This window comes from Phenylobacterium sp. (assembly GCF_044358365.1).
Lineage (GTDB): Bacteria > Pseudomonadota > Alphaproteobacteria > Caulobacterales > Caulobacteraceae > Phenylobacterium.
Genome location: NZ_JBIKNZ010000058.1, coordinates 1 through 20,691, shown reverse-complemented (window position 1 = coordinate 20,691; position 20,691 = coordinate 1). Strand labels below are relative to the sequence as shown.

The window sequence follows — 20,691 nt, the reverse complement described above, 5'->3', positions numbered from 1 at the left end:
ACGCCGGACTTCCCGAAATTGCGCGTGCCGCATTCGACGCCTGCGCACTGCAGACGCGTGATCTGATCGAGGCCATGCGTTCGGATGCGCCGGACGCTCTGGCGGGCGTCCCTGAATTGCGGATCGACGGCGGCATGTCGCGAAGCGCATGGTTCAGCCAGAGGCTGGCAGACCTGACGGGTGTGGCGGTTGGCCGCGCCACTTATCGGGAAATGACCGCGCTCGGCGCAGCGCTGTTTGCGGGCGTGGGGGCGGGTGTCTATCGCGATGTGGCCGAGGCGGCGGCCTCACGACCCTCGACCGAGGCCTACCGGCCGAAGATGGCCGAGGCGCCGCGTGCCAGGGCCTATGAGCGATGGCGTGATGCCGTAGCGCGGGTGCGGACCGCAGGCTGATCGCCGAACTGGCGTTCAATCCGTGAGGCGGACCCCATGGATTGACCCGGCGGGCCGCTCGACGAGGCGTCCGACAATCCGCGTGTCCTGGAAACCCTCGGCGCGGGCCAGATCCAGCAGGGAAGCTGCGGCCTGCGGCGCGGCGGCGATCAGCAGGCCGCCGCTGGTCTGCGGGTCCGTGAAGAGGTCGCGGCGCCAGTCCGCCATGTCCGGCTCAAGTTGCGCCCGGGCGCCGTAGCTGTCCCAGTTGCGGCCAGAGGCCCCCGTACGAACACCAGCGCGTAGCAGGTCTTCGACGCCCGGCAGGACGGAAGGGCCGCCGACGTTGAGTTCGGCCAGCAGGCCGCTGCCCTCCGCCATTTCAATGGCGTGACCCATGAGCCCGAAGCCGGTGACGTCTGTGACGGCGTGGATCCCGGGTTGATCTGGCAACAGCCTGCCCAGGGTGTTCAGTTGGGTCGTTGTCCGGATCAGGGCCTCGTAGCCGGCGGCGTCCAGCCGGTCCTGCTTGAACGCTGCGCTGAGGACGCCCACGCCTAGTGCCTTGGTCAGGATCAGCACGTCTCCGGCCTGGCCTGTGCGGTTGGTCAGCACGCGATCAGGGTGAACCAGCCCCAGCGCCACAAGCCCATAGATCGGCTCGACGCTGTCTATGGAATGTCCGCCCGCCACCGGCACACCGGCTGCCGCGCAAACCGACGCGCCCCCGGCCAGCACCGCGCCAATGGTGGCGGCGTCGAGTTTTCCAATCGGCATGCCGACAATAGCCAGCGCCATGATCGGGGTTCCGCCCATGGCGTAGACGTCCGACAGCGCATTGGTCGCTGCGATCCGGCCGAAGTCGAAGGGATCATCAACCATCGGCATGAAGAAGTCCGTTGTCGCCACCAGGGCCTGGGTGTCGTTCAGCCGCCAGACAGCGGCGTCGTCGGAGGTTTCGGTTCCCACCATCAGGTTCGGGAAGGCCGCCGCCGCCGGCATCTTCGACATGATTTCGCGCAGCACGGCCGGGGCCAGCTTGCACCCGCAGCCGCCACCGTGGGCGAGGGACGTCAGGCGAACAGGATCAGACATTGGCTCTCCGCAGGATAGAAACCGGGCTATAGCATCGCAATGACCGTGCAGGTGACAGAGGATGTTTCGGTCGAAGCCCTTCAGCGCTTCGACATGGTGATCGACGTGCGTAGCCCTGGCGAATTTGCCCAGGATCATCTGCCGGGCGCTGTGAGTCTGCCGGTGCTGACAGACGCCGAGCGAGCCGAGGTCGGGACGATGTATGTACAGGACTCGCGGTTCAAGGCCCGGAGGCTGGGCGCGGCCTATGTCGCGCGCAATGTGGCCCGGCATCTCGAGGGCGCCGTCGCCGACCGGGACGGCGGCTTTGCGCCGCTGATCTATTGCTGGCGGGGCGGAATGCGCTCCAATGCCATGGCCACGATCTTTGATCAGGTGGGATGGCGAACCACGGTGCTGTCGGGCGGGTATCGCACCTATCGGCGATATGTCACCCGCCGCCTCTATGACGAGGCGCTGGACCTACGGTTTGTCCTGCTGGACGGTCACACCGGGTCGGCCAAGACGGAAATGCTGGGCCAGCTGGCGGAGATGGGGCTGCAGACCCTGGACCTGGAAGGATTGGCGCAGCATCGCGGGTCGCTGTTCGGCGCGCTCGCCGGGCGGCCCCAACCCAGCCAGAAGCTGTTCGAAAGCTGCCTCCTGCAGGCGCTGGACGGCCTCGATCCGAACCGGCCGGTGGTGGCTGAGGCGGAATCCAGCAAGATCGGTGATCGCATGGTCCCGCCAGCGCTCTGGACATGTCTGGCGCGCGCGCCACGCATGGAACTCGTCGCGTCCCGTCCGGAACGGGCGAAGTACCTGGTCGAAACCTACGCCGACATGATCGCTGACCCGTCCGCCCTGATGGTGGCGATCGACCGTATGCCCGTGGCGCCCAGCCCCGAGCGGCGGGCCACATGGATGTCTCTGATCGCGGCGGGCGCGTTCGCCGAGCTGGCCGAAGCCATCATGGCGCTGCATTACGACCCGGCCTACGACCGCTCGGCCCGCAAACAGGATCGCCCCCTCCTGGGTGCGGTGGATGTTGTCCCTACGGAGCCACACAGCGTGGCCCGCGCCAGCGCACGGATCGCTGAACTCGTGGCCGGACTTGACGGTGGCGGCCTGCGGCGCGACGGTTAGGCCAACAATTATTCCAGGGAGACAGCCATGGCGGACGGTTCGGTTGCGGGCGTTTTGTCGCTGCAAGGCAAGGTTAGTGCGGAGGAGTGGCAGGCGCGGGTCGATCTCGCCGCGCTCTATCGACTGGTAGCCCTCTATGGCTGGGATGATCTGATCTACACCCACATCTCGGCCCGAATTCCCGGCCCGGAGCATCACTTCCTGATCAACCCCTACGGACTTCTATTCGAGGAGATCACGGCGTCGTCGCTGGTGAAGATCGATCTGGACGGCAATATCCTCCAGGACACGCCTTACTTCATCAATCCGGCGGGCTTCACGATCCATTCAGCGATCCACGCGGCCCGCGACGACGCGCGCTTTGTGATGCATCTGCACTCCGATGACGGCGTGGCGGTGGCCGCCCAGAAAGAAGGTCTGTTGCCGCTGTCCCAGCACGCGCTGATCGTGCTGCCGCGACTGGCCTATCACGACTACGAGGGGATCGCGCTCAATCACGACGAGCGTGAACGTCTGGTCGCTGACATTGGCGACAAGACCATGATGTTGCTGCGAAATCACGGAACGCTGGCGGTCGGCGACACGGCAGCCAACTGCTGGGTCAACATGTACTATCTGGAGCGGGCCTGCACGATGCAGATCCAGGCGATGTCGGCGGGCCGGGAGAACCTGCTCATGGCGCCGGACGCGTCGCAGGCCGAAGTCCGGAGCCAGACCGCCCGCGGCGTCGGTGGCGCGCTGGCCTGGCCGGGATCGCTGCGCAAACTGGACCGACATCTCCCGGGCTACGACGCCTGAGCACGCCAGACGCCTGATTTGAGGGCGCCGCGAGCCAGCAGCGCGCTCACGCTCTGCAGAATTGCGCCACGTTTCAATTTCGAAACGCTCAGCCATCCATCTGTCACTGGACCGTGCGTATGGACACGCCGTAAGAGCACGGCCTGTCCCGATTAGGTCGTCCGTCACCGTGCGGGCGATGGAGCACCACAGTTTGATCCGACGCCACTTTTTCCTCGTCGCCGCGCTGGTGCTGCTGGTCATCATGGCGGTGGCCGGCGGGCTGAAACTGCTTGGCGGCAAGCCGGATGGACAGGGCCCGGCTGGCCCCGGTGCGTCGGCCCAGGGCGCTTCTGGCGCAGGACGCCCCGGGGGCCCCGGCGGTCGTCGCGGGGGTCCCGGGGGGCCGACCCAGGTCACGGTCGCGCTGATCCAGCCGCGGGTGTTTGAAGATACTATCGAAGTGCTGGGTGTGGCCAAGGGCCGCCAGTCGGTAACGCTGACGGCGGCCGCGACTCAACTGGTAGAGCGTGTGCGGTTCCGAGACGGCCAAAGCGTGGCCCGTGGGGCGGTGCTGGTGGAACTGCGCGATACGGAACAGGACGCCGGCACGGCGCAGGCAGAGGCGCGGCTTGTCCAGGCCCAGCGCGCCTATGATCGCTACAGGACCCTGGGCGAAAAGGGTTTCGCCTCCAAGGCGGCCATCGACCAGTTCGAGGCGACATGGCGCGCGGCGCAGGCCGATGTCGCCGCCGCACGCGCAAGGCAGAGCGATCGTCTGATCCGCGCGCCGTTTGCCGGCGTGGTGGGCCTGTCGGATGTGGCGCCCGGCGCGCTGGTCAATCCCGGCGCGCCCATCGTGACGCTGGATGATGTCTCGTCGATCCGGGTCGATTTCCAGACGCCCGAACGTTACCTTGCCCAGCTGCGGCCGGGTCAGACGCTCCTGGCGACTGCGGATGCCTATCCGGGGCAAACCATTCCGGGGCGGATCGCCCAGATCGACACCCGCGTCGACGAGCGGACGCGCGCGATCACGGCGCGTGCGGAGTTTCCCAATGTCGGCGGTCGACTGAAACCCGGCATGTTGATGAGGGTCGGGATCTCACGCGGTCAGCGTCAGAGCCTGAGTGCGCCGGAGAGCGCCGTTTCGGTGCAGGGCGACGCCGCCTTCGTCTACGTGCTGCGTCAGATGGGCGAACGCACGGTGGTGGAGCAACGCCCCATTCTGACCGGTTCGCGCCAGCAGGGCTTTGTCGAGATCCGTGAAGGCGTGACGGCTGGCGAGAGGGTTGTCGCGGATGGCCTCAACAAGATTCAGCCGGGCCAGCCTGTAAGGATTGCGCGGCCATCTGGCGGTCGACCGGGTGCGCCCGGGAGCCGTCCGGCCAGTGCGCCTGAGGCAGGGCGACCGACGGCGGCGAGGCCGGCTGGATGATGCTATCTGACATCTCGGTCCGGCGTCCCGTTTTTGCGGCGGTCGCGGCGATCATCCTGTGCGTGGTCGGGTTCGCCTCCTTCGGCGCCCTGACGGTGCGGGAGCTTCCCAGTGTCGATCCGCCGGTGGTCAGCATTTCCACCAGCTACCGCGGGGCCTCAGCCGAAGTGATCGAGGAACGGATCACCGAGCTGATCGAGCGCCAGGTGGCCGGTATCGAAGGGATCGACCGGGTCTCTTCGTCTTCACGGGACGGCTCGTCGCGGATCAGTATCTCGTTCAATCTGGATCGAGACCTCGATGCTGCGGCCAATGATGTGCGTGATGCAGTCAGCCGGGTGACAGCGCAACTGCCGCAGCAGGCTGACCCACCGCAGATCCAGAAGGCGACGGCGGACTCCTCGCCGATCATGTTCCTGAATTTCACATCGCAGACGATGGATCGTCTGCAACTTTCGGATTACGCGCAGCGCTTCCTCGTGGAGCGCCTCTCAACAGTGCCAGGCGTTGCGACGGTCGGCGTGGGCGGGGCACAGTTCTACGCCATGCGCATCTGGCTCAACCCCGATGCCATGGCCGCACGCGGGATCACAGTTGAGGACGTGGAAACCGCGCTCAACTCCCAGAACGCGGAGCTTCCGGCGGGGTCGCTGGAGGCGCCTACCAAGGACTTCACGATCCGTGTTGCGCGGGGGTACTCGACCCCCGAGCAGTTCGCCCAGATGCCGATTGTGCCGGCGCGAACAGCGTCCCAGACTACCGGATCGGCCGCGATTGGTGGAACAGCGGCCTCTGCTGGCGCAGCGCAAGGCGTGACAAGGGATATCACGACCTCGTCCGCCGGCCAGGGCTACATCACGCGTCTTGGCGATATCGCCCGTGTCGAGGAGGGGCCTGACGAACGCCGGCGAATTTTCCGGTCCAATGGCCGCGATATGGTGGGCATCGCCATCACGCGTCAAAGTCAGGCCAACGATCTGGATATCTCAGATGGAGTCAGGGCTGCTCTGACCGAGATCAACGCGGGCCTTCCAAAGGGCACCCGACTGGGAATTTCGGTGGACTACACCCAGTTCACCCGTGACGCGATCCGCGAGGTCTGGATCACCATGGGCATTTCGCTCGCGCTTGTCGCGCTGGTGAATTTCCTTTTCCTCGGCACGCTCCGGGCCGCGATCATTCCCACTGTCGTGGCGCCGATCTGCATCCTTTCGACCTTCATCGTCCTGGCCCCGCTGGAGTTCTCGATCAACCTGCTCACCCTGCTGGCGCTGGTTCTGGCCATCGGCCTGGTGGTCGATGACGCCATCGTCGTGGTTGAAAACATCCAACGCCGCATCGACGAGGGCGAGCCGCCGATCGTGGCCGCGCAACGGGGCGCGCGCCAGGTGTTCTTCGCCGTTGTGGCGACCACCGTTGTCCTGATCGCCGTGTTCGCGCCGCTGATGTTCCTGCCCGGGTTCATCGGCCGGCTGTTCGTAGAACTGGCGGTCTCGGTGGCGGCGGCTGTGGCTTTCTCGGCCGTCCTGGCGCTTTCGCTATCGCCGATGCTGGCGTCCAAATTGCTGCGCCCCGCCAAGAGCGAGGGATGGCTCGCGCGCAAGGTCGACGCCGGCATGCATCGACTGCGGGCCTCGTACCATGCCTCGCTGGAGGCGATGCTGGGTCGCCGCAGCGTTTCGATCGCGACCTCGGTGCTGGTGCTATTTCTGGGCGTGGCCGCCTACACGGTCTTCAGCGTCTTGCCGCGCGAACTCACACCGGAGGAAGACCGCCGACGCGCGCAACTCAGCTTCTCGGGACCGGAAGGTGCGGGGTTCGACTACACAGTCGCCGCCAGCCAGAAGGTCGAGCAGATCCTGTCCCGGTACCTGAAGGACGGGACGGTCGAACGCTATGTCTTCTCGATGCCGCGGTTCGGAAATTCGTCGTTCAACTCTGGCGGTGGCAACATTATCCTTTCGCCGGACACCAAGGTCACCGCGCCGGAGCTTTCGGCGAAGCTCAATCGCGAACTGTCTTCGGTCACGGCGGTTCGGGCCATCGTCTCGGCAGAGGGCGGACTCCAGCGGGGTGGGCCTGGCGGCGGCGGGGGTGGTGGAACGAGCTTCCAGATGATCGCCACGGGGACCGACTATCCCGAAATCGCCCGCTGGATCCAGCCGCTGCTGGCGGCGGCCAATGACAATCCCGGATTGGCGCGACCGAGGCTGGACTATGAGCCGACCAGTCCCCGGGTAGTGGTCAGCATCGACCGCGACAAGGCCGCTGCGCTGGGCATTTCGGCCCAGTCCGTCGGGCGCGCGCTGGAGACAATGTTCGGATCGCGGCGCGCCACCACCTATATCAAGAACGGTCAGGAATATGACGTTCTGCTGCAGGCTGATCGGGACCGGAGGCAGACCGAAAGCGATCTCGACAACCTCTACGTCCGGACCTCCTCTGGCAAGGTCGTGTCTCTGTCCAGCGTGGTGACCACCCAGGTGCGCGGCGACACGCCCGACCGGTCGCGCGTGGATCGACTTCGCTCCATCAGTCTCTCAGCGCAGTTGAACCCGGGCTACTCTATGGGCGACGCCATCGCCTTCTTCCGGGCCGAGGTTGCGAAGCAGCCGGGCTCCGTGACCATCAAGTGGGGTGGCGGGGCGCGGGATTATCTTGAGGCCTCGGGCTCGGTCGGGTTGGCGTTCGGGATCGCGCTCTTGCTGGTTTTCCTGGTGCTGGCGGCCCAGTTCGAGAGCTGGATCCACCCGGCCGTGATCATGTTGACCGTGCCTATCGCGGTGCTGGGCGGCCTGTTCGGCCTTCTGATCTTTGGCTCATCCATCAATACCTACAGCCAGATCGGGTTGATCATCCTCGTGGGCATCGCCGCCAAGAACGGCATTCTGATTGTGGAGTTCGCCAATCAGCTGCGCGATGAGGGGCTGTCCATCCGGGAGGCGGTGATCGAGAGCGCCAGTCTGCGCCTGCGCCCGATCATCATGACTTCGATCTCTGCGGCTGCGGGCGCGCTGCCATTGATCCTGGAGGGCGGGGCAGGCGGAGAGGCGCGCAAGACGATCGGTGTCACGATCTTCTTCGGCGCGATCTTCGCCACGATGGTCACGCTGTTCGTGGTGCCGGTCTTCTATAACCTGCTGGCGCGGTTCACGAAGTCGCCGCTTGCGATGGCGCGCCGCATCGAGGCGTTCGAGGACGCGGAACGGGCCAGGGTCGCCAACGCGGCCGAATAAGTCCCGGACCCGACACCAGGGAACCTGTGAACTAGAAGTGACAGATTCCCTGGGTCCGGCGGATGGCGGGGGGGCGCCACCCTTCGGTTCAGAAGGTCAGCCGGGGCAGATGCTCCCCTTCGACGGGGCGACATTGAGACCACTTTTGATACGCGTCAAGGTTGCTTGATGCGGCAAACACACCGCCTCGGGGCAAATTCGATCTAGGGCTTGTGGCCGGTCTCAACCATCAGATAGCCGATCAGGTCGACGCGATCCTTGGCGTCCTTCAGACCCGCGAACGACATCTTTGTGCCGGGAAGATAGGTCTGGGGCTTTTCAAGCCACTGGTTTAAGTGGTTGGCGTCCCATGTCCAGCCGGTTGCCTTGAGTGCGTCAGAGTACTTGAAATCCGGGTTGGCGGCCGCCGCCTTGCCGAAAACGCCGTGCAGGTTGGGGCCGGTCATATTGGCCCCACCTGGGGCGATGGTGTGGCAGGACTGGCAAAGCGCAAACTTGGACTCGCCGTTATCCAGATCGGCCGTGTTGTACGGCGCCGGATAGGTGGCCAGGATCGCCTGCTTTTCGGCGTCCGTCGGGGCCGGCGCAGCGGGGGCATCGGCCTTGGGCGCTGGCTGGGAATTGCTGCACGCCGCGGTCAGCATGGCGAGCGCGCTGACGACGGCAAGGGATCCGGAACGCATGGAAGACTCCGACAATAACGGATCGGCAAGCTAGCGTCGTGCGGCCACGATGCAAGGGTCGCTATCGGCCTTTTCGACGCTCACGGTTCACAGCCTCATCCAGCGCCTGCAGAAACCGTGACCGGTCGGCGACGGCGAACGGCCTTGGCCCGCCGGTGATCTCACCCGTCGAACGGATGTGCTCCATGATCGAGCGCTGGGCCAGCGCCTGGCCGATGGAGTCAGGCGTGAACGGCCGCCCGTTCGGCGCTATGGCCGCCCCGGCGGCCTTCAGAACCCGGTCCGCCAACGGTATGTCATTGGTCACCACAATATCACCCGGCAGCACGTTGTCGGCGATCCAGTCATCGGCAACGTCGGGTCCGGCGTCGACGATCTGCCGTTCAATCATCTCGGAGCGCGGAATCTGGATGAAGCTGTTGGAGACCACAAAGGTCTTCAGGCCATAGCGCGCCGCCACCTTGTAGGTCTCGTCCTTCACCGGACAGGCGTCAGCGTCGATGAAGATGCGCATGGGGCCCCGCCCTACAACAGAATCAGGCCGCCTTCACGCGGATTGGCGCCGCCCCCTCTTGGCGCCGCGCGCTCTTGCCCGCATAAGCGGCGCGATTACGGCGCGCCGGATTAGCTCAGCTGGTAGAGCAGCGGTTTTGTAAACCGAAGGTCACGGGTTCGAATCCTGTATCCGGCACCACCCAAGCCCCAGACAATCGTCAGTCATCGCCGCTCTGGCGCGGAAGATGCGCCGCTTCGGTGGCAGGTCGGGGATGTGTTTCAAGACGGGACACGGACATCTCCGGCGGTCGGGTCTGTCCGGGGGGGGGGGCAGGTCGGGCCTTCAACGCCAGTACGGCGTTGGTTACAGGCGGCCGGGTTGGCGGTGCGTAGGGTCAGTATGCCAAAGGCCCGGTCGTCTGTGACGTTTCAGGATCGCTGATCACCGCGCCGCGCCGCACGTTGCTGCACCAGATAGGTGGCGATCACGCCTGTGGCGACCAGACCGATCAGGATCGTGGAGATCGCGTTGATCTTGGGGTCAACGCCCAGTCTGACCTGGCTGTAGAGGCGCATCGGCAGGGTGGTGGCGCCGGGACCTGATGTGAAGCTGGCGATCACCAGGTCGTCCAGCGAGAGCGTGAAGGCCAGCACCCAGGCGGCCGCGACCGCTGGCGCGATCAGCGGCAGAGTGACCAGCAGAAACGCCTTCCAGGGCGGACAGCCGAGATCCTGAGCGGCCTCTTCCAGATTGCGGTCAAAGCTCCTGAGGCGCGCCTGTACCACCACCGTGGCGTAGGCCAGCGTCAGCGTGGTGTGGCCCAGCGTCACCGTCCAGAAGCCGCGCGGAAGTCCCACAGAGACGAACAGCAAAAGCAGGGACAGGCCCAGGATCACCTCGGGCATCACCAGCGTGGCGTAGATTCCGCCCGCAAAGACCGTGCGGCCGCGAAACCCGCCCCGCACGAGGGCAATAGCGGCCAGCACCCCCAGGATCGTTGAAAAGGTCGCCGATACGGCGCCGACCCGGACGGTCATCCAGACGGCATCCAGCATCTGGGCGTCCTGCAGAAGGGCCTTGTACCAGCGCGCGGAAAACCCACCCCAGACTGTGACCAGCCGGCTGGCGTTGAAGGAATAGATCACCAGGATCACGATCGGCGCATAGAGGAACGCCAGACCCAGAATGATCGAGGCGATGTTGAACCTAGAGGGACCTCGTCTCATGAGATCACCTGTTTCTGCTGACGTTCGAACAGCAGGATGGGGACCAGCAGCGTGGCCAGGAGCGCGATGGCCACCGCCGAGGCCGCGGGCCAGTCGCGGTTGGCGAAGAATTCGGTCCAGATTACCCGGCCCAGCATCAGGGTCTCTGATCCGCCGAGCAGGTCGGGGATCACGAATTCGCCCGACATCGGGATGAAGCAGAGCAGGGCGCCTGCCGCCGCCCCGCTGAGCGACAGCGGGAAGGTCACGCGCCAGAAGGCGGAGACGGGCGTGGCGCCCAGATCCTGGGCGGCTTCGATCAGGCTGTGGTCCTGTCGATCCAGCACCGCATAGAGCGGCAACACCATGAACGGCAGATAGGCGTAGACGAGCCCCAGCAGCACCGCGATTTCCGTGTTGAGGATGTCAACAGACGGCAGCCCCAGCGCGCCCAGCGCTATGTTGAGCACACCGGCCGGTTTCAGGATTGCGATCCAGGCATAGATGCGGATCAGAAAACTCGTCCAGAAGGGCAGGATCACCGCCATCACCAGCGCCTGACGCAGGGCGGGAGGGCAACGGCTGATCCCATAGGCGATGGGGTAGCCAATGATCAGCAACAGCACCGTGGCTATCCCGGCCAACCGCAGACTGGAGAGCCAGGCGTCGAGATAGAGAGTATCCGATATCAGCCGGGCATAGGCCTCGATGTCCAGGCCGCGAGCAAAGGTCTGTAGCCCCGCGATCCCCTGGTTCCAGTCGATCCGGGGCGTATAGGGCGGGATCGAGAGCGCTGTGTCCGACAGCGACAGTCGGCCCACCAGCATGAACGGAAAGGCGAAAAACACCGCCAGCCAGAGCAGGGGCAGCACCGCCGCCAGGCCGGAACCCCCCCGCCTCATCGCGTCAGGATCACAGCGCTGGAAGGCGCGAAGGTCAGCCAGACGGGGTCGTCACAGCCCAGCGGACGATCTACCGAACGGGTGGCGTTGGCGCGGGCGGCACGCAGCGTGCGGCCGGTCTCGACCTCCACCAGATAGGTGGTCCAGTCGCCCAGATAGCCATAGTCGACGATCTTTCCAGCCAGGCAGTTTTCGCCAGGCGGCGGAGGCTCTGCATGCACGGCGATCTTCTCGGGGCGCACGGCCAACCAGGCGGTCTGCCCCGGGGTTGCGACCCCTTCGGCCACGAAGGATCCTTCGGCCGAGACGATGCGAATGCCCGCCGGATCGATCTCGGCCCGGCCCTCGAACAGGTTCACGTCCCCGACAAAGCCAGCCACATAGCGATCTGCCGGTGTCTCGTAGATTTCCGCGGGCCGGCCGATCTGGACGATCTCGCCGGCGCGCATGATGGCGATGCGGTCCGCCACGACCATGGCCTCATCCTGGTCGTGGGTGACGATCATGAAGGTCATCCCCAGGCTCTGCTGGACCGCCATCAACTCAAACTGGGTCTCCTCGCGCAGCTTGCGGTCGAGCGCGGCCATCGGCTCGTCGAGCAACAGGATGCGCGGCCGGGGTGCGAGCGCACGGGCCAGCGCGACCCGCTGGCGTTGGCCGCCGGAAAGCTGGTCCGGACGGCGTCCCCCCAGGCCTTCCAGCTTCATCAGCGACAGCATTTCCTCCACGCGGGGTCCAATCTCGGTCCTGGGCACGCCCTGGCGTTTCAGACCGAAAGCGATGTTTCCCGCGACGCTCAGGTGTGGGAAGAGGGCGTAGGCCTGGAACATCATATGGATCGGCCGCTGATGCGGAGGACTGCCGCTGATGTCTTGCCCTTCCAGCAGGATCCTTCCGGCATCCGGGCTCTCGAATCCCGCAAGCAGGCGCATCAATGTGGTCTTGCCGCAGCCAGACGGACCCAGAAGCGCGAAGAACTCACCCTCGTAGATCGAGAGGTCGACGCTGCGGACGGCTGCGGTGTCGCCAAAGGCGCGCGATACGCCCTCGAACCGTACCAGCGGCTTCGCCGCCGGGTCTTCCCAGGGCGCGAAGCTGGACCTGATCCCGCCGATTTGAGCCCGGCCGTTCAACGCCCCGTCAGGACCTTCGTCCACTGCCGGTTGACGTCACGCAGAAGCGGCTGGTCCTTGGTGGTGGTCACGAACAGGCGCTTCGACAACTCCGGGGTTGGATAAACGTTGGGGTCATCGCGGATCGCCGCTCCGACCATCGGCGTCGCTGCCGCGTTGGCATTGGCGTAGCGGGTGAAGTTGGACGCGCGCGCGATGATCTCCGGGCGCAGCATGAAGGCGATGAACTTGTGCGCCGCCGCCGGATTGGGGGCGTCCTTGGGGATGGCGAAAACGTCGAACCAGACCTGGCTGCCTTCCTTGGGGACCGCGTAGGCGATCTTGACGCCGGTCCTGGCCTCCTCTGCGCGCGCCTTTGCCTGCAGGATGTCGCCGGAGTAGCCGACGGCCACACAGATGTCTCCGTTGGCCAGGGCCTCGATGTACTCCGAGGAGTGGAATTTGCGCACAAAGGGGCGCGCCTTCAGCAGCAGCGCGGTGGCAGCCCCATAGTCAGCCGGTATCTTTGAGTTGGAGTCCTTGCCCAGGTAGTTGAGCGTCACCGCATACATGTCTTCCGAGGCGTCGAGGAAATAGACGCCGCAGTCCTTGAGCTTGGCCAGGTTGGCCGGATCGAAGACCACCGCCCAGCTATCGATCTTCACGCCCGGCAGGCGCTTGGCGACGGCGGCCTCATTGTAGCCGATCCCGATGGTGCCCTGCATGTAGGGCACAGCGTAAGCGCCACCAGGATCGAAGGCCGACATGTGGGCCAAGGTGTCGGGCGACAGATTGGCCAGACCCGGCAATTGGGCCTTGTCCAGCGGCAGCACGGCCTTTGCAGTGATATATCGCGGCAGGTTGTGGTTGGAGGGGACCACCACGTCGTAGCCGGTGTCGCCCTGGAGCACCTTGGTCTCCAGCACCTCATTCGAATCAAAGGTGTCGTAGGTGACCTTGATACCGGTTTCCTTGGTGAACTCGGCCAGCAGCGCCGGGTCGATATAGTCGGACCAGTTGTAGATCCTGAGCACGCCTCCGGCAGCAGCCGTCGGCACTGCCCCGTCGGGTTTGGGGCTACATGCGGCCAGCGCCAGCGCTGCCAGAAGCCCAATCCCTCTGCTCCACCTGTTCATTCCCAAGACCCCCACGGTTGGAATTGCCGTTATAGGTCCCTGACCCCCAAGGTTAAGCGTGAAATGCAGATTGGTGGCCGTGAATCGATGGGATAGGACGGGTTCCAATGGTTCCGCGCCAGAGGGCGTCAGGGGAAGGTAACTTATGATCAGACTGTCAACACTGGCTGTGGCCTTCACGGTTGCGGCAGGCGTCGCCCAGGCCCAGGCGCCCGCGGCCCCGAACGTAGTGCGCGGTGTGGTGACCGCGCTGGACGCGAGCTCCATATCGGTGAAGCCGGCCAAGGGCCCCGTCCAGAAGGTGGGGCTGACGCCCAGCTGGAGCGTTGCGGTAATGAAGCCCGTCGAGATGGACGCTATCAAGCCCGGCAGTTTCATCGGCACGGCCGAGGTGCCCGGCAAGGACGGCAAGGGCCGATCGCTTGAGGTCCACGTCTTCCCGCCCGGCGTGAAAATGGGCGAGGGCCACTACGCCTGGGACCTGAAGAAGGGTTCGATGATGACCAACGGCACCGTCGGCACGGTGGTGGCCGGCAAGAAGGGCAGCCGCCAGATGGAGGTGTCCTACTCCTATGGCAAGCGGATGATCACCGTTCCCGCCAACGTGCCGATCGTGCAGATCGCCGGTGGGACCCGCGCCCAGGTGAAGCCGGGCATCCCGGTGTTCATGGTGGTGCAGAAAGCCGCCAACGGCCAGCTTGTGGCCGGTTCGATCTCAATCGGGGAAAACGGCGCCAAGCCACCGATGTAGGCAAAGCCTGGCGCCGCGGGTGCTATTTCGCCGGCGGCGCCGCGGCGCCTGGCAGCATGGCGACAACCGTATTGGTCTTGGAGATGTACTTCACGCCCTTGACGCGCCCATCCGTAAACTTGGACCAGTCGCCCTTGACCTCGATCGATGTCGGGGTCGCCGCGCCCGGCGTCGCGGGCTTCTGGGCGACGACGTCCACCTCATAGATCCCGTCCGGCGCCTTGCCTGCGTAGACCCTGGGCAAGAAGCCCGCCTGGGTCCAGCCGGCGCCGGCCGTCATGCCCGTCGCCTTCAGGATCACTCCGCCACCCGGCGCGGCTTCTATCGTTCCCGCCTGCAGGGACTCGAGCTTCTCCTGTCCGGCATATAGCGGCGCCTCGCGACCGAAGAACTTCTCCGCGGCTGGCGCCGTTGCGGCCGCATCTGCGGTCGGCTTTTCACCGCAGGCGGTCAGCGAGAGGCAGGTCGTGACCCCCAAAGCCAGAATTGTCTTGTGCAGCATGCGCATGCTCCCATTTTAGGACGGCTGTCCTTGGTAGACTCAGGGGCTGCCGCCATCGCCCCGATAGGTAGAGTTTGCGCCGATAGCGCCGTTTGGCGAGCCTTTCTTGCACGGCGGACTTTGGCGAACCTGCCCGGCAGCCTATAAGCCCGCCTTTCCGCGCAAACCGATACGGCCCATGTCCCGCATTCTTATCACCTCGGCTCTGCCTTATATCAACGGGATCAAGCACTTGGGCACGCTGGCCGGTTCGATGTTGCCGGCCGATGTCTACGCGCGGTTCCAGCGGGGCAAGGGTCGCGAGACCCTCTATATCTGCGCGACGGATGAGCATGGCACGCCAACAGAGCTCGCGGCTGCTGAAGCCGGGCTCGATCCGGCCACATTCTGCGCGAACGCGCACGCCGTTCAGGCCGATCTGGGCGCGCGATTCGGCCTGTCGTGGGACCATTTCGGGCGCTCGTCATCACCGCAGAATCATCGGCAGACCCAGATGTTCGCCCGGCAACTCTGGGAGGCCGGGTTCCTGGAGGAGCGGGTCACCCAACAGGTTTATTCACGCGCCGACAGGCGCTTCCTGCCCGACCGCTATGTTATCGGAACCTGCCCGCACTGCGGCTACGAGTCAGCGCGCGGCGACCAGTGCGAGAACTGCACCCGGGTGCTGGATCCCGCTGACCTGCTGCATCCGCGCTCGGCTGTCTCGGGCTCGACGGACATCGAGATCCGCGATTCCAAACACCTGTTCCTGCGCCAGAGTTTGTTCTCCGACCGGCTGCGCGAGGGGATCGAGGCCCGCAAGGGCCAGTGGCCGCTGCTGGTCACGTCTATCGCCCTGAAATGGCTGGACGAAGGGCTTCAGGATCGCGGCATCACCCGCGACCTGGAATGGGGCGTGCCGGTCAATGCCGCCGACTGGGGCCCGAACTCCGAGGGCCGGACGCCCGATGTGGAGGGTCTTGCGGGCAAGGTCTTCTATGTCTGGTTCGACGCGCCGATCGAATACATCTCTGCCACCGCTGAGTGGGCCGACGCCAGGGCCGGTGGAAAAGCCCCGGATCAGGACTGGGAGCGCTGGTGGCGAAAGCCTGTCGCCGATGACGTCACGTACGTCCAGTTCATGGGCAAGGACAATGTGCCGTTCCACACGGTAGGCTTTCCGTGCACCCTGATGGGCGTGAACGAGGGGGCCAACGCGCCCTGGAAGCTGGTGGACGAACTCAAGGGATTCAACTGGCTGGACTACTACGGCGGCCGGTTCTCCACCTCGCAGAACCGCGGCGTGTTCATGGATCAGGCGCTGGAGCTGCTGCCGCCCGACTACTGGCGCTGGTGGATCGTGGCCAATGCGCCGGAAACCTCGGACGCCACCTTCGTCTGGGAACAGTTCCAGGCGCAGGTGAATGCCGATCTGGCCGATGTGCTGGGCAATTTCGTCAACCGGATCCTGAAGTTCACCGAGACGCGTTTTGAGGGCGTGGTCCCGTCAGGCGGTGCGGACGGGCCGCTGGAGGTGAAACTCAAGGTCGACGTTCAGGCCAAGCTGGTCGAGCTGACCGGGTTCATGGAGGCACGCGAGTTCCGCAAGTCCTCGACGGCTCTGCGTCAGCTCTGGGTGCTGGGCAACCAGTACCTGACCGAGGCCGCCCCCTGGACCGCGCTGAAAACCGATCCGGAACGGGCGGGCGTGGCGGTGCGCACGGGGCTCAATCTGGTGGCCCTGTTCGCCAGGGTCGCCGAGCCGTTCATTCCGTTCACCGCGAAGGTCATCGGCGATTCAGTGGGAATTGGCGTTGGTCCGGGCCTGTGGCCCGATCCTGACAGGGCCCTGGACATCCTCACGCCCGGGCAGACTGTAAAAGCGCCTGAAGTGCTGTTCCGCAAGATCGAGGACACCCAGGTGGCCGAATGGCGTGAGCGCTTCGGCGGGCCGGAAGCGATCCAGGGCTGACGCTTCTTCCGAATGCGGTCAGGTGTCGGACTTGGCGACACGTCAATTCACGCCGCCTCCAGCACCCGGATGATCTGGCTCTCGCGCTCGTTCCAGAGAATAGCGACACCGGCGGCGCGGGTGGCGTGGGCGCCTAGCGCGGCCTCGACCTCGGGCTGATGCAGGCGGTGGGCTGACAGCCTCAACAGGGTGCGATCACCGCCCTGATCCACCGCTACATCGTGAAACCGCAGCACCGCGTCGACCACCGCCGCCGGGGGCAGGGCCGGGCGGCTCGGGAACGAGGGCTTCGCGGGGCGCGGGCTGAAACGGACCGGGCGGCGGCGGGGTTGAAACGTCGAGGCCATGGCTTGAACTCCTTGCGGGCTTTCGATGTTTCGGGTTTATTCCGGAGGTACGACAGAAACGGACGTATCATTACATGCGACACGAGAAAGCCGGTCAGGTGCTGGAGCTGGCCCGGATGCTGGCGAGTACGGCGGAGGGGCTGACGCTCGACGAGATGGCCCAGCGGCTGTCCGTCAGCCGGCGTACGGTCGAGCGCATGCGCGACGCCGTGCGAGACGTGTTTCCACAGCTTGAGGAGGTCGTGGAGTGGCCGGTCACCCGGTTCAGGATCCCCTCCGGGCTCGATCATCTCTATCAGGCGCCCACCGCAGAAGAGATGGCGGCGCTGTCGGCCTCGGCGGAGCTGATGGATCGACAGGGCGCCACCGAACGGGCCAGGGCCCTGCGCTCGCTGGAGCAGAAGGTGCTGTCGGCCACCCGCGCGGCCGCGCGGCGCAGGCTGGCGCCGGATCTGGAAGCGCTTTTGCAGGCCGAGACCATCGCTGTCACCGCCGGACCCCGCCCGTTCGAGGAAGCCAGCGTGCTGTCGGCGGTACGCGAAGGGCTCAAGGCGCTTTCGACCCTGCGGTTCCGCTACGAGGGTGGATCCACGCCCGGGCGCGTTCGTGAAGTCACGCCGTTCGGCATCCTGTTCGGGCGCTCAAACTATCTGGTGGCGGCGGAAGACGCCGGGATCGGCCCCCGAAACTGGCGCCTTGATCGCATCTTCGAGGTCGAGGTCACCGGTACGCCAGGCTTCCGGCCAGAGGACTTTTCCCTTCAGGCCTATGCGGACGAGAGCTTCGGCATCTACCAGGACGACACACACAATGTGGTGCTGAAGATCCTGCCCCACGGCGCCGAGGACGCCCTGCGCTGGCGGTTCCACGCCAAACAACGGTTGGAGCCACAGCCGGACGGCAGCGTCATGGTTCGTTTCCGGGCCAGCGGCATGCGTGAACTGGCATGGCATCTGTTCACCTGGGGCGACAAGGCGCAGGTGGTGGCGCCGCAGGCGCTGCAGGACATGCTGGTGGACGAAATCGAGGTCGCCCGCCGGACCCACGTCCGATTCTGACGTAGCTTAAATCCAGCGTCTCCCCATCAGACAGGAGATCGCCATGACCACGCTCGACTACGCCGCCCTCTACGAGACCGAGTTCCGTCATCGCCGCCGCCGCGTGGTGTGGCTGCGCATCCTGGCCGCTACGGCCTTCACGCTCTGGCCGCTGGCAGTGGTGGGGGCCATGGCGCTGCGGTGAGCCCGGACTTGCTATAACAGGTGACGATTCTTTCGCCCTGGGGTAGAGTTGAAGGCCCATGTCTTTCCGAGTCTCTCCATGCGTCTTGTCGCTCTCGCCGCCGCTCTCGCTGCTGTTTTCCTGATGGGGGCCGCGGCGCCTGAAGACGATCCCTACACCTGGATGGAGGAGATCGAGGGCGCCCGGGCGCTCGATTGGGCTAAGGCTGAGAACAACCGATCCTTGCCGCAACTCCAGAAAGATCCGCGTTACGCCGGCCTCTATGCTGACGCGCTGAAGATCGCTACGGCCAAGGACCGGATCCCGTCTGTGAGCTTCGCCGGCGACGGCTCGTTCCGGGGCTTCTGGCAGGATGCCGACCACGTGCGCGGCATCTGGCGCACCACCTCGGTGGAGAGCTACCGCGCGGGCAATCCCGAGTGGAAGACGATCCTGGACATCGACGCCCTGGCCAAGGCGGAAGGCGCCAACTGGGTTTTCTCCGGTGCAACATGTCTGGCGCCTGATGACCGATATTGCCTGGTCAGCCTGTCCAACGGCGGAAAGGACGCCGTTGAGGTGCGTGAGTTCGACACCCGGACAGGTCAGTTCGTGGAGGGTGGTTTTCGGCTTCCGGAAGGCAAGCACCGGTTCAACTGGATAGACAAGGATACAGTGTTTCTTGTCACAGAGTGGGCGAAGGGCGATGTCACCACCTCGGGCTATCCATTTATCGCCAAGCTGCTGAAGCGCGGCCAGGCGCTTTCCGCGGCCAAACAGGTTTTCACCGGGACCCGCGACGACGGCGGCTATGGCGTGCAGCCCATCATCCTGCGTGATCCGGCGGGCAAGGTGCAGGCCACCCTGATCTATCGCCCGCTCGATACCTTCAACGCGGAATACTACCTGCTCGAAGGTGAGCGACCACTGAAACTGGATCTGCCGAAGAAGGTGTCGATTGAGGGCTACCTCGACGGCCGCCTGCTGGTCAGCCTGAAGGTGGACTGGGGTGCCACGGGCATGAAGGAAGGTGATCTCGTCGACTTCGATCTGGCCGCCGTGAAGCAAAAGCCGGACGCCTTGACGCCCGCCCTGGTGCTGCGTCCCGCCGCCAATCAGGCCGTTGAACAGGTGGCGACCACCCGGGACCGGCTGCTGGTGGTTATGCTGAATGACGTCAAGAGCCAGATGCTGAGCTATCAGCGCAAGGCTGGCCGTTGGACGGCCACGACACTGGACCTGCCGAAGGACTCAACCATCGGCATCGCCTCGGCATCGGACAGTGACAACCGCCTCGTGCTGAATGTCGCCAGCTACCTGACCCCCACCAGCCAGTGGCTTGCCGATGCGGCTGGCGGTGCGCCGGTGAAACTCCGCGCGCTGCCCGACCGTTTCGACGCCTCGCGTTTCGTCACCGAACAGTTCTGGGCCACGTCGAGGGACGGCACGAAGGTTCCGTACTTCGTGGTCCACGCCAAAGGTCTGAAGCTGGACGGTTCCAACCCGACCCTCCTCAACGCCTATGGCGGCTTCGAGATCAGCAGGTCACCGGCTTATTCAGGAATAACCGGCAAGCTCTGGCTCGAGAAGGGTGGCGTCTTCGTCGTGGCCAATATCCGCGGCGGCGGCGAGTTCGGTCCACGCTGGCACAATGCGGGGCTCAAGCTGAACCGCATGCGGGTCTACGAAGACTTCTTCGCTGTCTCCGAAGACCTGATCGCGCGCAAGATCACCAGCCCGAAGAAGCTTGGCATTGTCGGCGGCTCCAACGGTGGTTTGCTGATGGGTGTGGCGCTGACCAGGCGTCCGGAGCTCTACAACGCCATCGTCATCCAGGTGCCTCTGTTCGACATGATCGGCTACGACCACATCGGCGCCGGCGCGTCCTGGATAGGCGAGTACGGCGACCCCAAGGTCCCGGCGGAACGGGCCATGCTGATGACCTATTCGCCCTACCAGAACCTGAAACCCGGCCAGCCCTATCCGCGCGTCTTCATCCGCACCTCAACCAAGGACGACCGCGTCCACCCCGCCCACGCCCGCAAGGCCGGCGCGCGGCTCAAGGAATACGGCTACGACTACCTCTACTGGGAGAACATGGACGGCGGCCACGCGGCCGCCGCCAACCTCAACGAGGTCGCCCTCGGCAGTGCGCTGGAGTTTACCTATCTGATGCAGCGGTTGATGGACTGAGGTCTTACCTCCCCCGCGAAAGCGGCGGGAGGGGGACCGCGCCCCGCAGAGGGCGTGGTGGAGCAACCATGTTCAGGTGGTGGCATGTTTGACCCAGGGCTGGCTGCGGGAGAGGACGAGGTTAGCGGCCTCGATGAGCTTTCGCAT

The 20,691-nt window shown here is 65.2% G+C and carries 19 protein-coding genes and 1 tRNA gene; 11 read left to right on the top strand and 9 right to left on the bottom strand.

The genetic code is table 11. The features are described 5' to 3' along the window. On the top strand, nt 1-395 hold a 395-nt coding region (locus tag ACIQ3B_RS14015), incomplete at its 5' end, for an FGGY-family carbohydrate kinase (protein WP_397403593.1). Nucleotides 396-410: 15 nt separating this feature from the next. On the opposite strand, the gene selD is transcribed toward ACIQ3B_RS14015, so the two are convergent. Beyond that, the gene (selD, locus tag ACIQ3B_RS14010; RefSeq protein ID WP_397403591.1) at nt 411-1,469 is read right to left on the bottom strand and encodes a selenide, water dikinase SelD; all 1,059 of its coding nucleotides are present in this window, start codon (nt 1,467-1,469) and stop codon (nt 411-413) included. Between the two features lie 39 nt (nt 1,470-1,508). Between selD and mnmH the strand changes: the two genes are divergently transcribed. The 4 genes from mnmH to ACIQ3B_RS13990 all read left to right on the top strand — a co-directional run bounded on the left by mnmH (nt 1,509) and on the right by ACIQ3B_RS13990 (nt 8,045). Further along, nucleotides 1,509-2,594, top strand: a complete 1,086-nt coding sequence (mnmH, locus tag ACIQ3B_RS14005) for a tRNA 2-selenouridine(34) synthase MnmH (protein WP_397403589.1) — start codon at nt 1,509-1,511, stop codon at nt 2,592-2,594. 27 nt (nt 2,595-2,621) lie between these two features. After that, the gene (locus ACIQ3B_RS14000) at nt 2,622-3,392 is read left to right on the top strand and encodes a class II aldolase/adducin family protein (RefSeq protein ID WP_397403587.1); all 771 of its coding nucleotides are present in this window, start codon (nt 2,622-2,624) and stop codon (nt 3,390-3,392) included. A gap of 193 nt (nt 3,393-3,585) precedes the next feature. Continuing rightward, the gene (locus ACIQ3B_RS13995) at nt 3,586-4,809 is read left to right on the top strand and encodes an efflux RND transporter periplasmic adaptor subunit (protein ID WP_397403585.1); all 1,224 of its coding nucleotides are present in this window, start codon (nt 3,586-3,588) and stop codon (nt 4,807-4,809) included. Further along, nucleotides 4,809-8,045: an efflux RND transporter permease subunit gene (locus ACIQ3B_RS13990; RefSeq protein ID WP_397403595.1), complete on the top strand. Its 3,237-nt coding sequence runs from the start codon at nt 4,809-4,811 to the stop codon at nt 8,043-8,045. Before ACIQ3B_RS13995 ends, ACIQ3B_RS13990 begins: the two co-directional genes overlap by 1 nt. A 203-nt stretch (nt 8,046-8,248) precedes the next feature. Here the strand turns inward: ACIQ3B_RS13990 and ACIQ3B_RS13985 are convergent, their stop codons facing one another. Both ACIQ3B_RS13985 and ACIQ3B_RS13980 read right to left on the bottom strand, forming a co-directional pair. Continuing rightward, a complete protein-coding gene (locus ACIQ3B_RS13985; RefSeq protein ID WP_397403583.1) occupies nt 8,249-8,728 on the bottom strand; it encodes a c-type cytochrome in 480 nt (159 codons plus the stop codon). A 61-nt stretch (nt 8,729-8,789) separates the two neighbouring features. Next, nucleotides 8,790-9,242 (bottom strand): YaiI/YqxD family protein, encoded by a 453-nt coding sequence (locus tag ACIQ3B_RS13980; RefSeq protein ID WP_397403581.1) that lies wholly within the window; start codon nt 9,240-9,242, stop codon nt 8,790-8,792. A 104-nt stretch (nt 9,243-9,346) separates the two neighbouring features. Between ACIQ3B_RS13980 and ACIQ3B_RS13975 the strand changes: the two genes are divergently transcribed. Beyond that, nucleotides 9,347-9,422, top strand: a tRNA-Thr gene (locus ACIQ3B_RS13975). A gap of 230 nt (nt 9,423-9,652) precedes the next feature. On the opposite strand, the gene ACIQ3B_RS13970 is transcribed toward ACIQ3B_RS13975, so the two are convergent. The 4 genes from ACIQ3B_RS13970 to ACIQ3B_RS13955 are packed head-to-tail and all read right to left on the bottom strand — an operon-like array spanning nt 9,653 to nt 13,579. Beyond that, complete coding sequence (locus ACIQ3B_RS13970) at nt 9,653-10,450, bottom strand: ABC transporter permease (protein WP_397403580.1); 798 nt, start codon at nt 10,448-10,450, stop codon at nt 9,653-9,655. Further along, nucleotides 10,447-11,331 (bottom strand): ABC transporter permease subunit, encoded by an 885-nt coding sequence (locus ACIQ3B_RS13965; RefSeq protein ID WP_397403578.1) that lies wholly within the window; start codon nt 11,329-11,331, stop codon nt 10,447-10,449. Before ACIQ3B_RS13965 ends, ACIQ3B_RS13970 begins: the two co-directional genes overlap by 4 nt. Then, complete coding sequence (locus tag ACIQ3B_RS13960) at nt 11,328-12,488, bottom strand: ABC transporter ATP-binding protein (RefSeq protein WP_397403576.1); 1,161 nt, start codon at nt 12,486-12,488, stop codon at nt 11,328-11,330. The genes ACIQ3B_RS13965 and ACIQ3B_RS13960 overlap by 4 nt, the downstream gene beginning before the upstream one ends. Then, nucleotides 12,461-13,579, bottom strand: a complete 1,119-nt coding sequence (locus ACIQ3B_RS13955) for a polyamine ABC transporter substrate-binding protein (RefSeq protein WP_397403574.1) — start codon at nt 13,577-13,579, stop codon at nt 12,461-12,463. Before ACIQ3B_RS13955 ends, ACIQ3B_RS13960 begins: the two co-directional genes overlap by 28 nt. Nucleotides 13,580-13,724: 145 nt before the next feature. On the opposite strand from ACIQ3B_RS13955, the gene ACIQ3B_RS13950 reads away from it, so the two are divergent. Beyond that, nucleotides 13,725-14,330: a hypothetical protein gene (locus ACIQ3B_RS13950; protein ID WP_397403573.1), complete on the top strand. Its 606-nt coding sequence runs from the start codon at nt 13,725-13,727 to the stop codon at nt 14,328-14,330. A gap of 22 nt (nt 14,331-14,352) precedes the next feature. Here ACIQ3B_RS13950 and ACIQ3B_RS13945 read toward each other — a convergent pair whose 3' ends face one another. Further along, complete coding sequence (locus ACIQ3B_RS13945; protein ID WP_397403571.1) at nt 14,353-14,832, bottom strand: hypothetical protein; 480 nt, start codon at nt 14,830-14,832, stop codon at nt 14,353-14,355. 178 nt (nt 14,833-15,010) lie between these two features. Here ACIQ3B_RS13945 and metG point away from each other — a divergent pair, with 178 nt between their 5' ends. Next, on the top strand, nt 15,011-16,783 hold the full coding sequence (gene metG, locus ACIQ3B_RS13940; protein WP_397403569.1) for a methionine--tRNA ligase: 1,773 nt from the start codon (nt 15,011-15,013) through the stop codon (nt 16,781-16,783). A gap of 47 nt (nt 16,784-16,830) precedes the next feature. On the opposite strand, the gene ACIQ3B_RS13935 is transcribed toward metG, so the two are convergent. Beyond that, nucleotides 16,831-17,130: a hypothetical protein gene (locus ACIQ3B_RS13935; RefSeq protein ID WP_397403568.1), complete on the bottom strand. Its 300-nt coding sequence runs from the start codon at nt 17,128-17,130 to the stop codon at nt 16,831-16,833. A gap of 74 nt (nt 17,131-17,204) precedes the next feature. On the opposite strand from ACIQ3B_RS13935, the gene ACIQ3B_RS13930 reads away from it, so the two are divergent. From ACIQ3B_RS13930 to ACIQ3B_RS13920, 3 genes are all read left to right on the top strand, one after another. After that, a complete protein-coding gene (locus ACIQ3B_RS13930) occupies nt 17,205-18,188 on the top strand; it encodes a helix-turn-helix transcriptional regulator (protein WP_397403566.1) in 984 nt (327 codons plus the stop codon). A 43-nt stretch (nt 18,189-18,231) separates the two neighbouring features. Next, on the top strand, nt 18,232-18,372 hold the full coding sequence (locus tag ACIQ3B_RS13925; protein ID WP_397403564.1) for a hypothetical protein: 141 nt from the start codon (nt 18,232-18,234) through the stop codon (nt 18,370-18,372). A gap of 78 nt (nt 18,373-18,450) precedes the next feature. Then, on the top strand, nt 18,451-20,544 hold the full coding sequence (locus tag ACIQ3B_RS13920) for a prolyl oligopeptidase family protein (RefSeq protein WP_397403562.1): 2,094 nt from the start codon (nt 18,451-18,453) through the stop codon (nt 20,542-20,544). Nucleotides 20,545-20,691 lie beyond the last annotated feature (147 nt).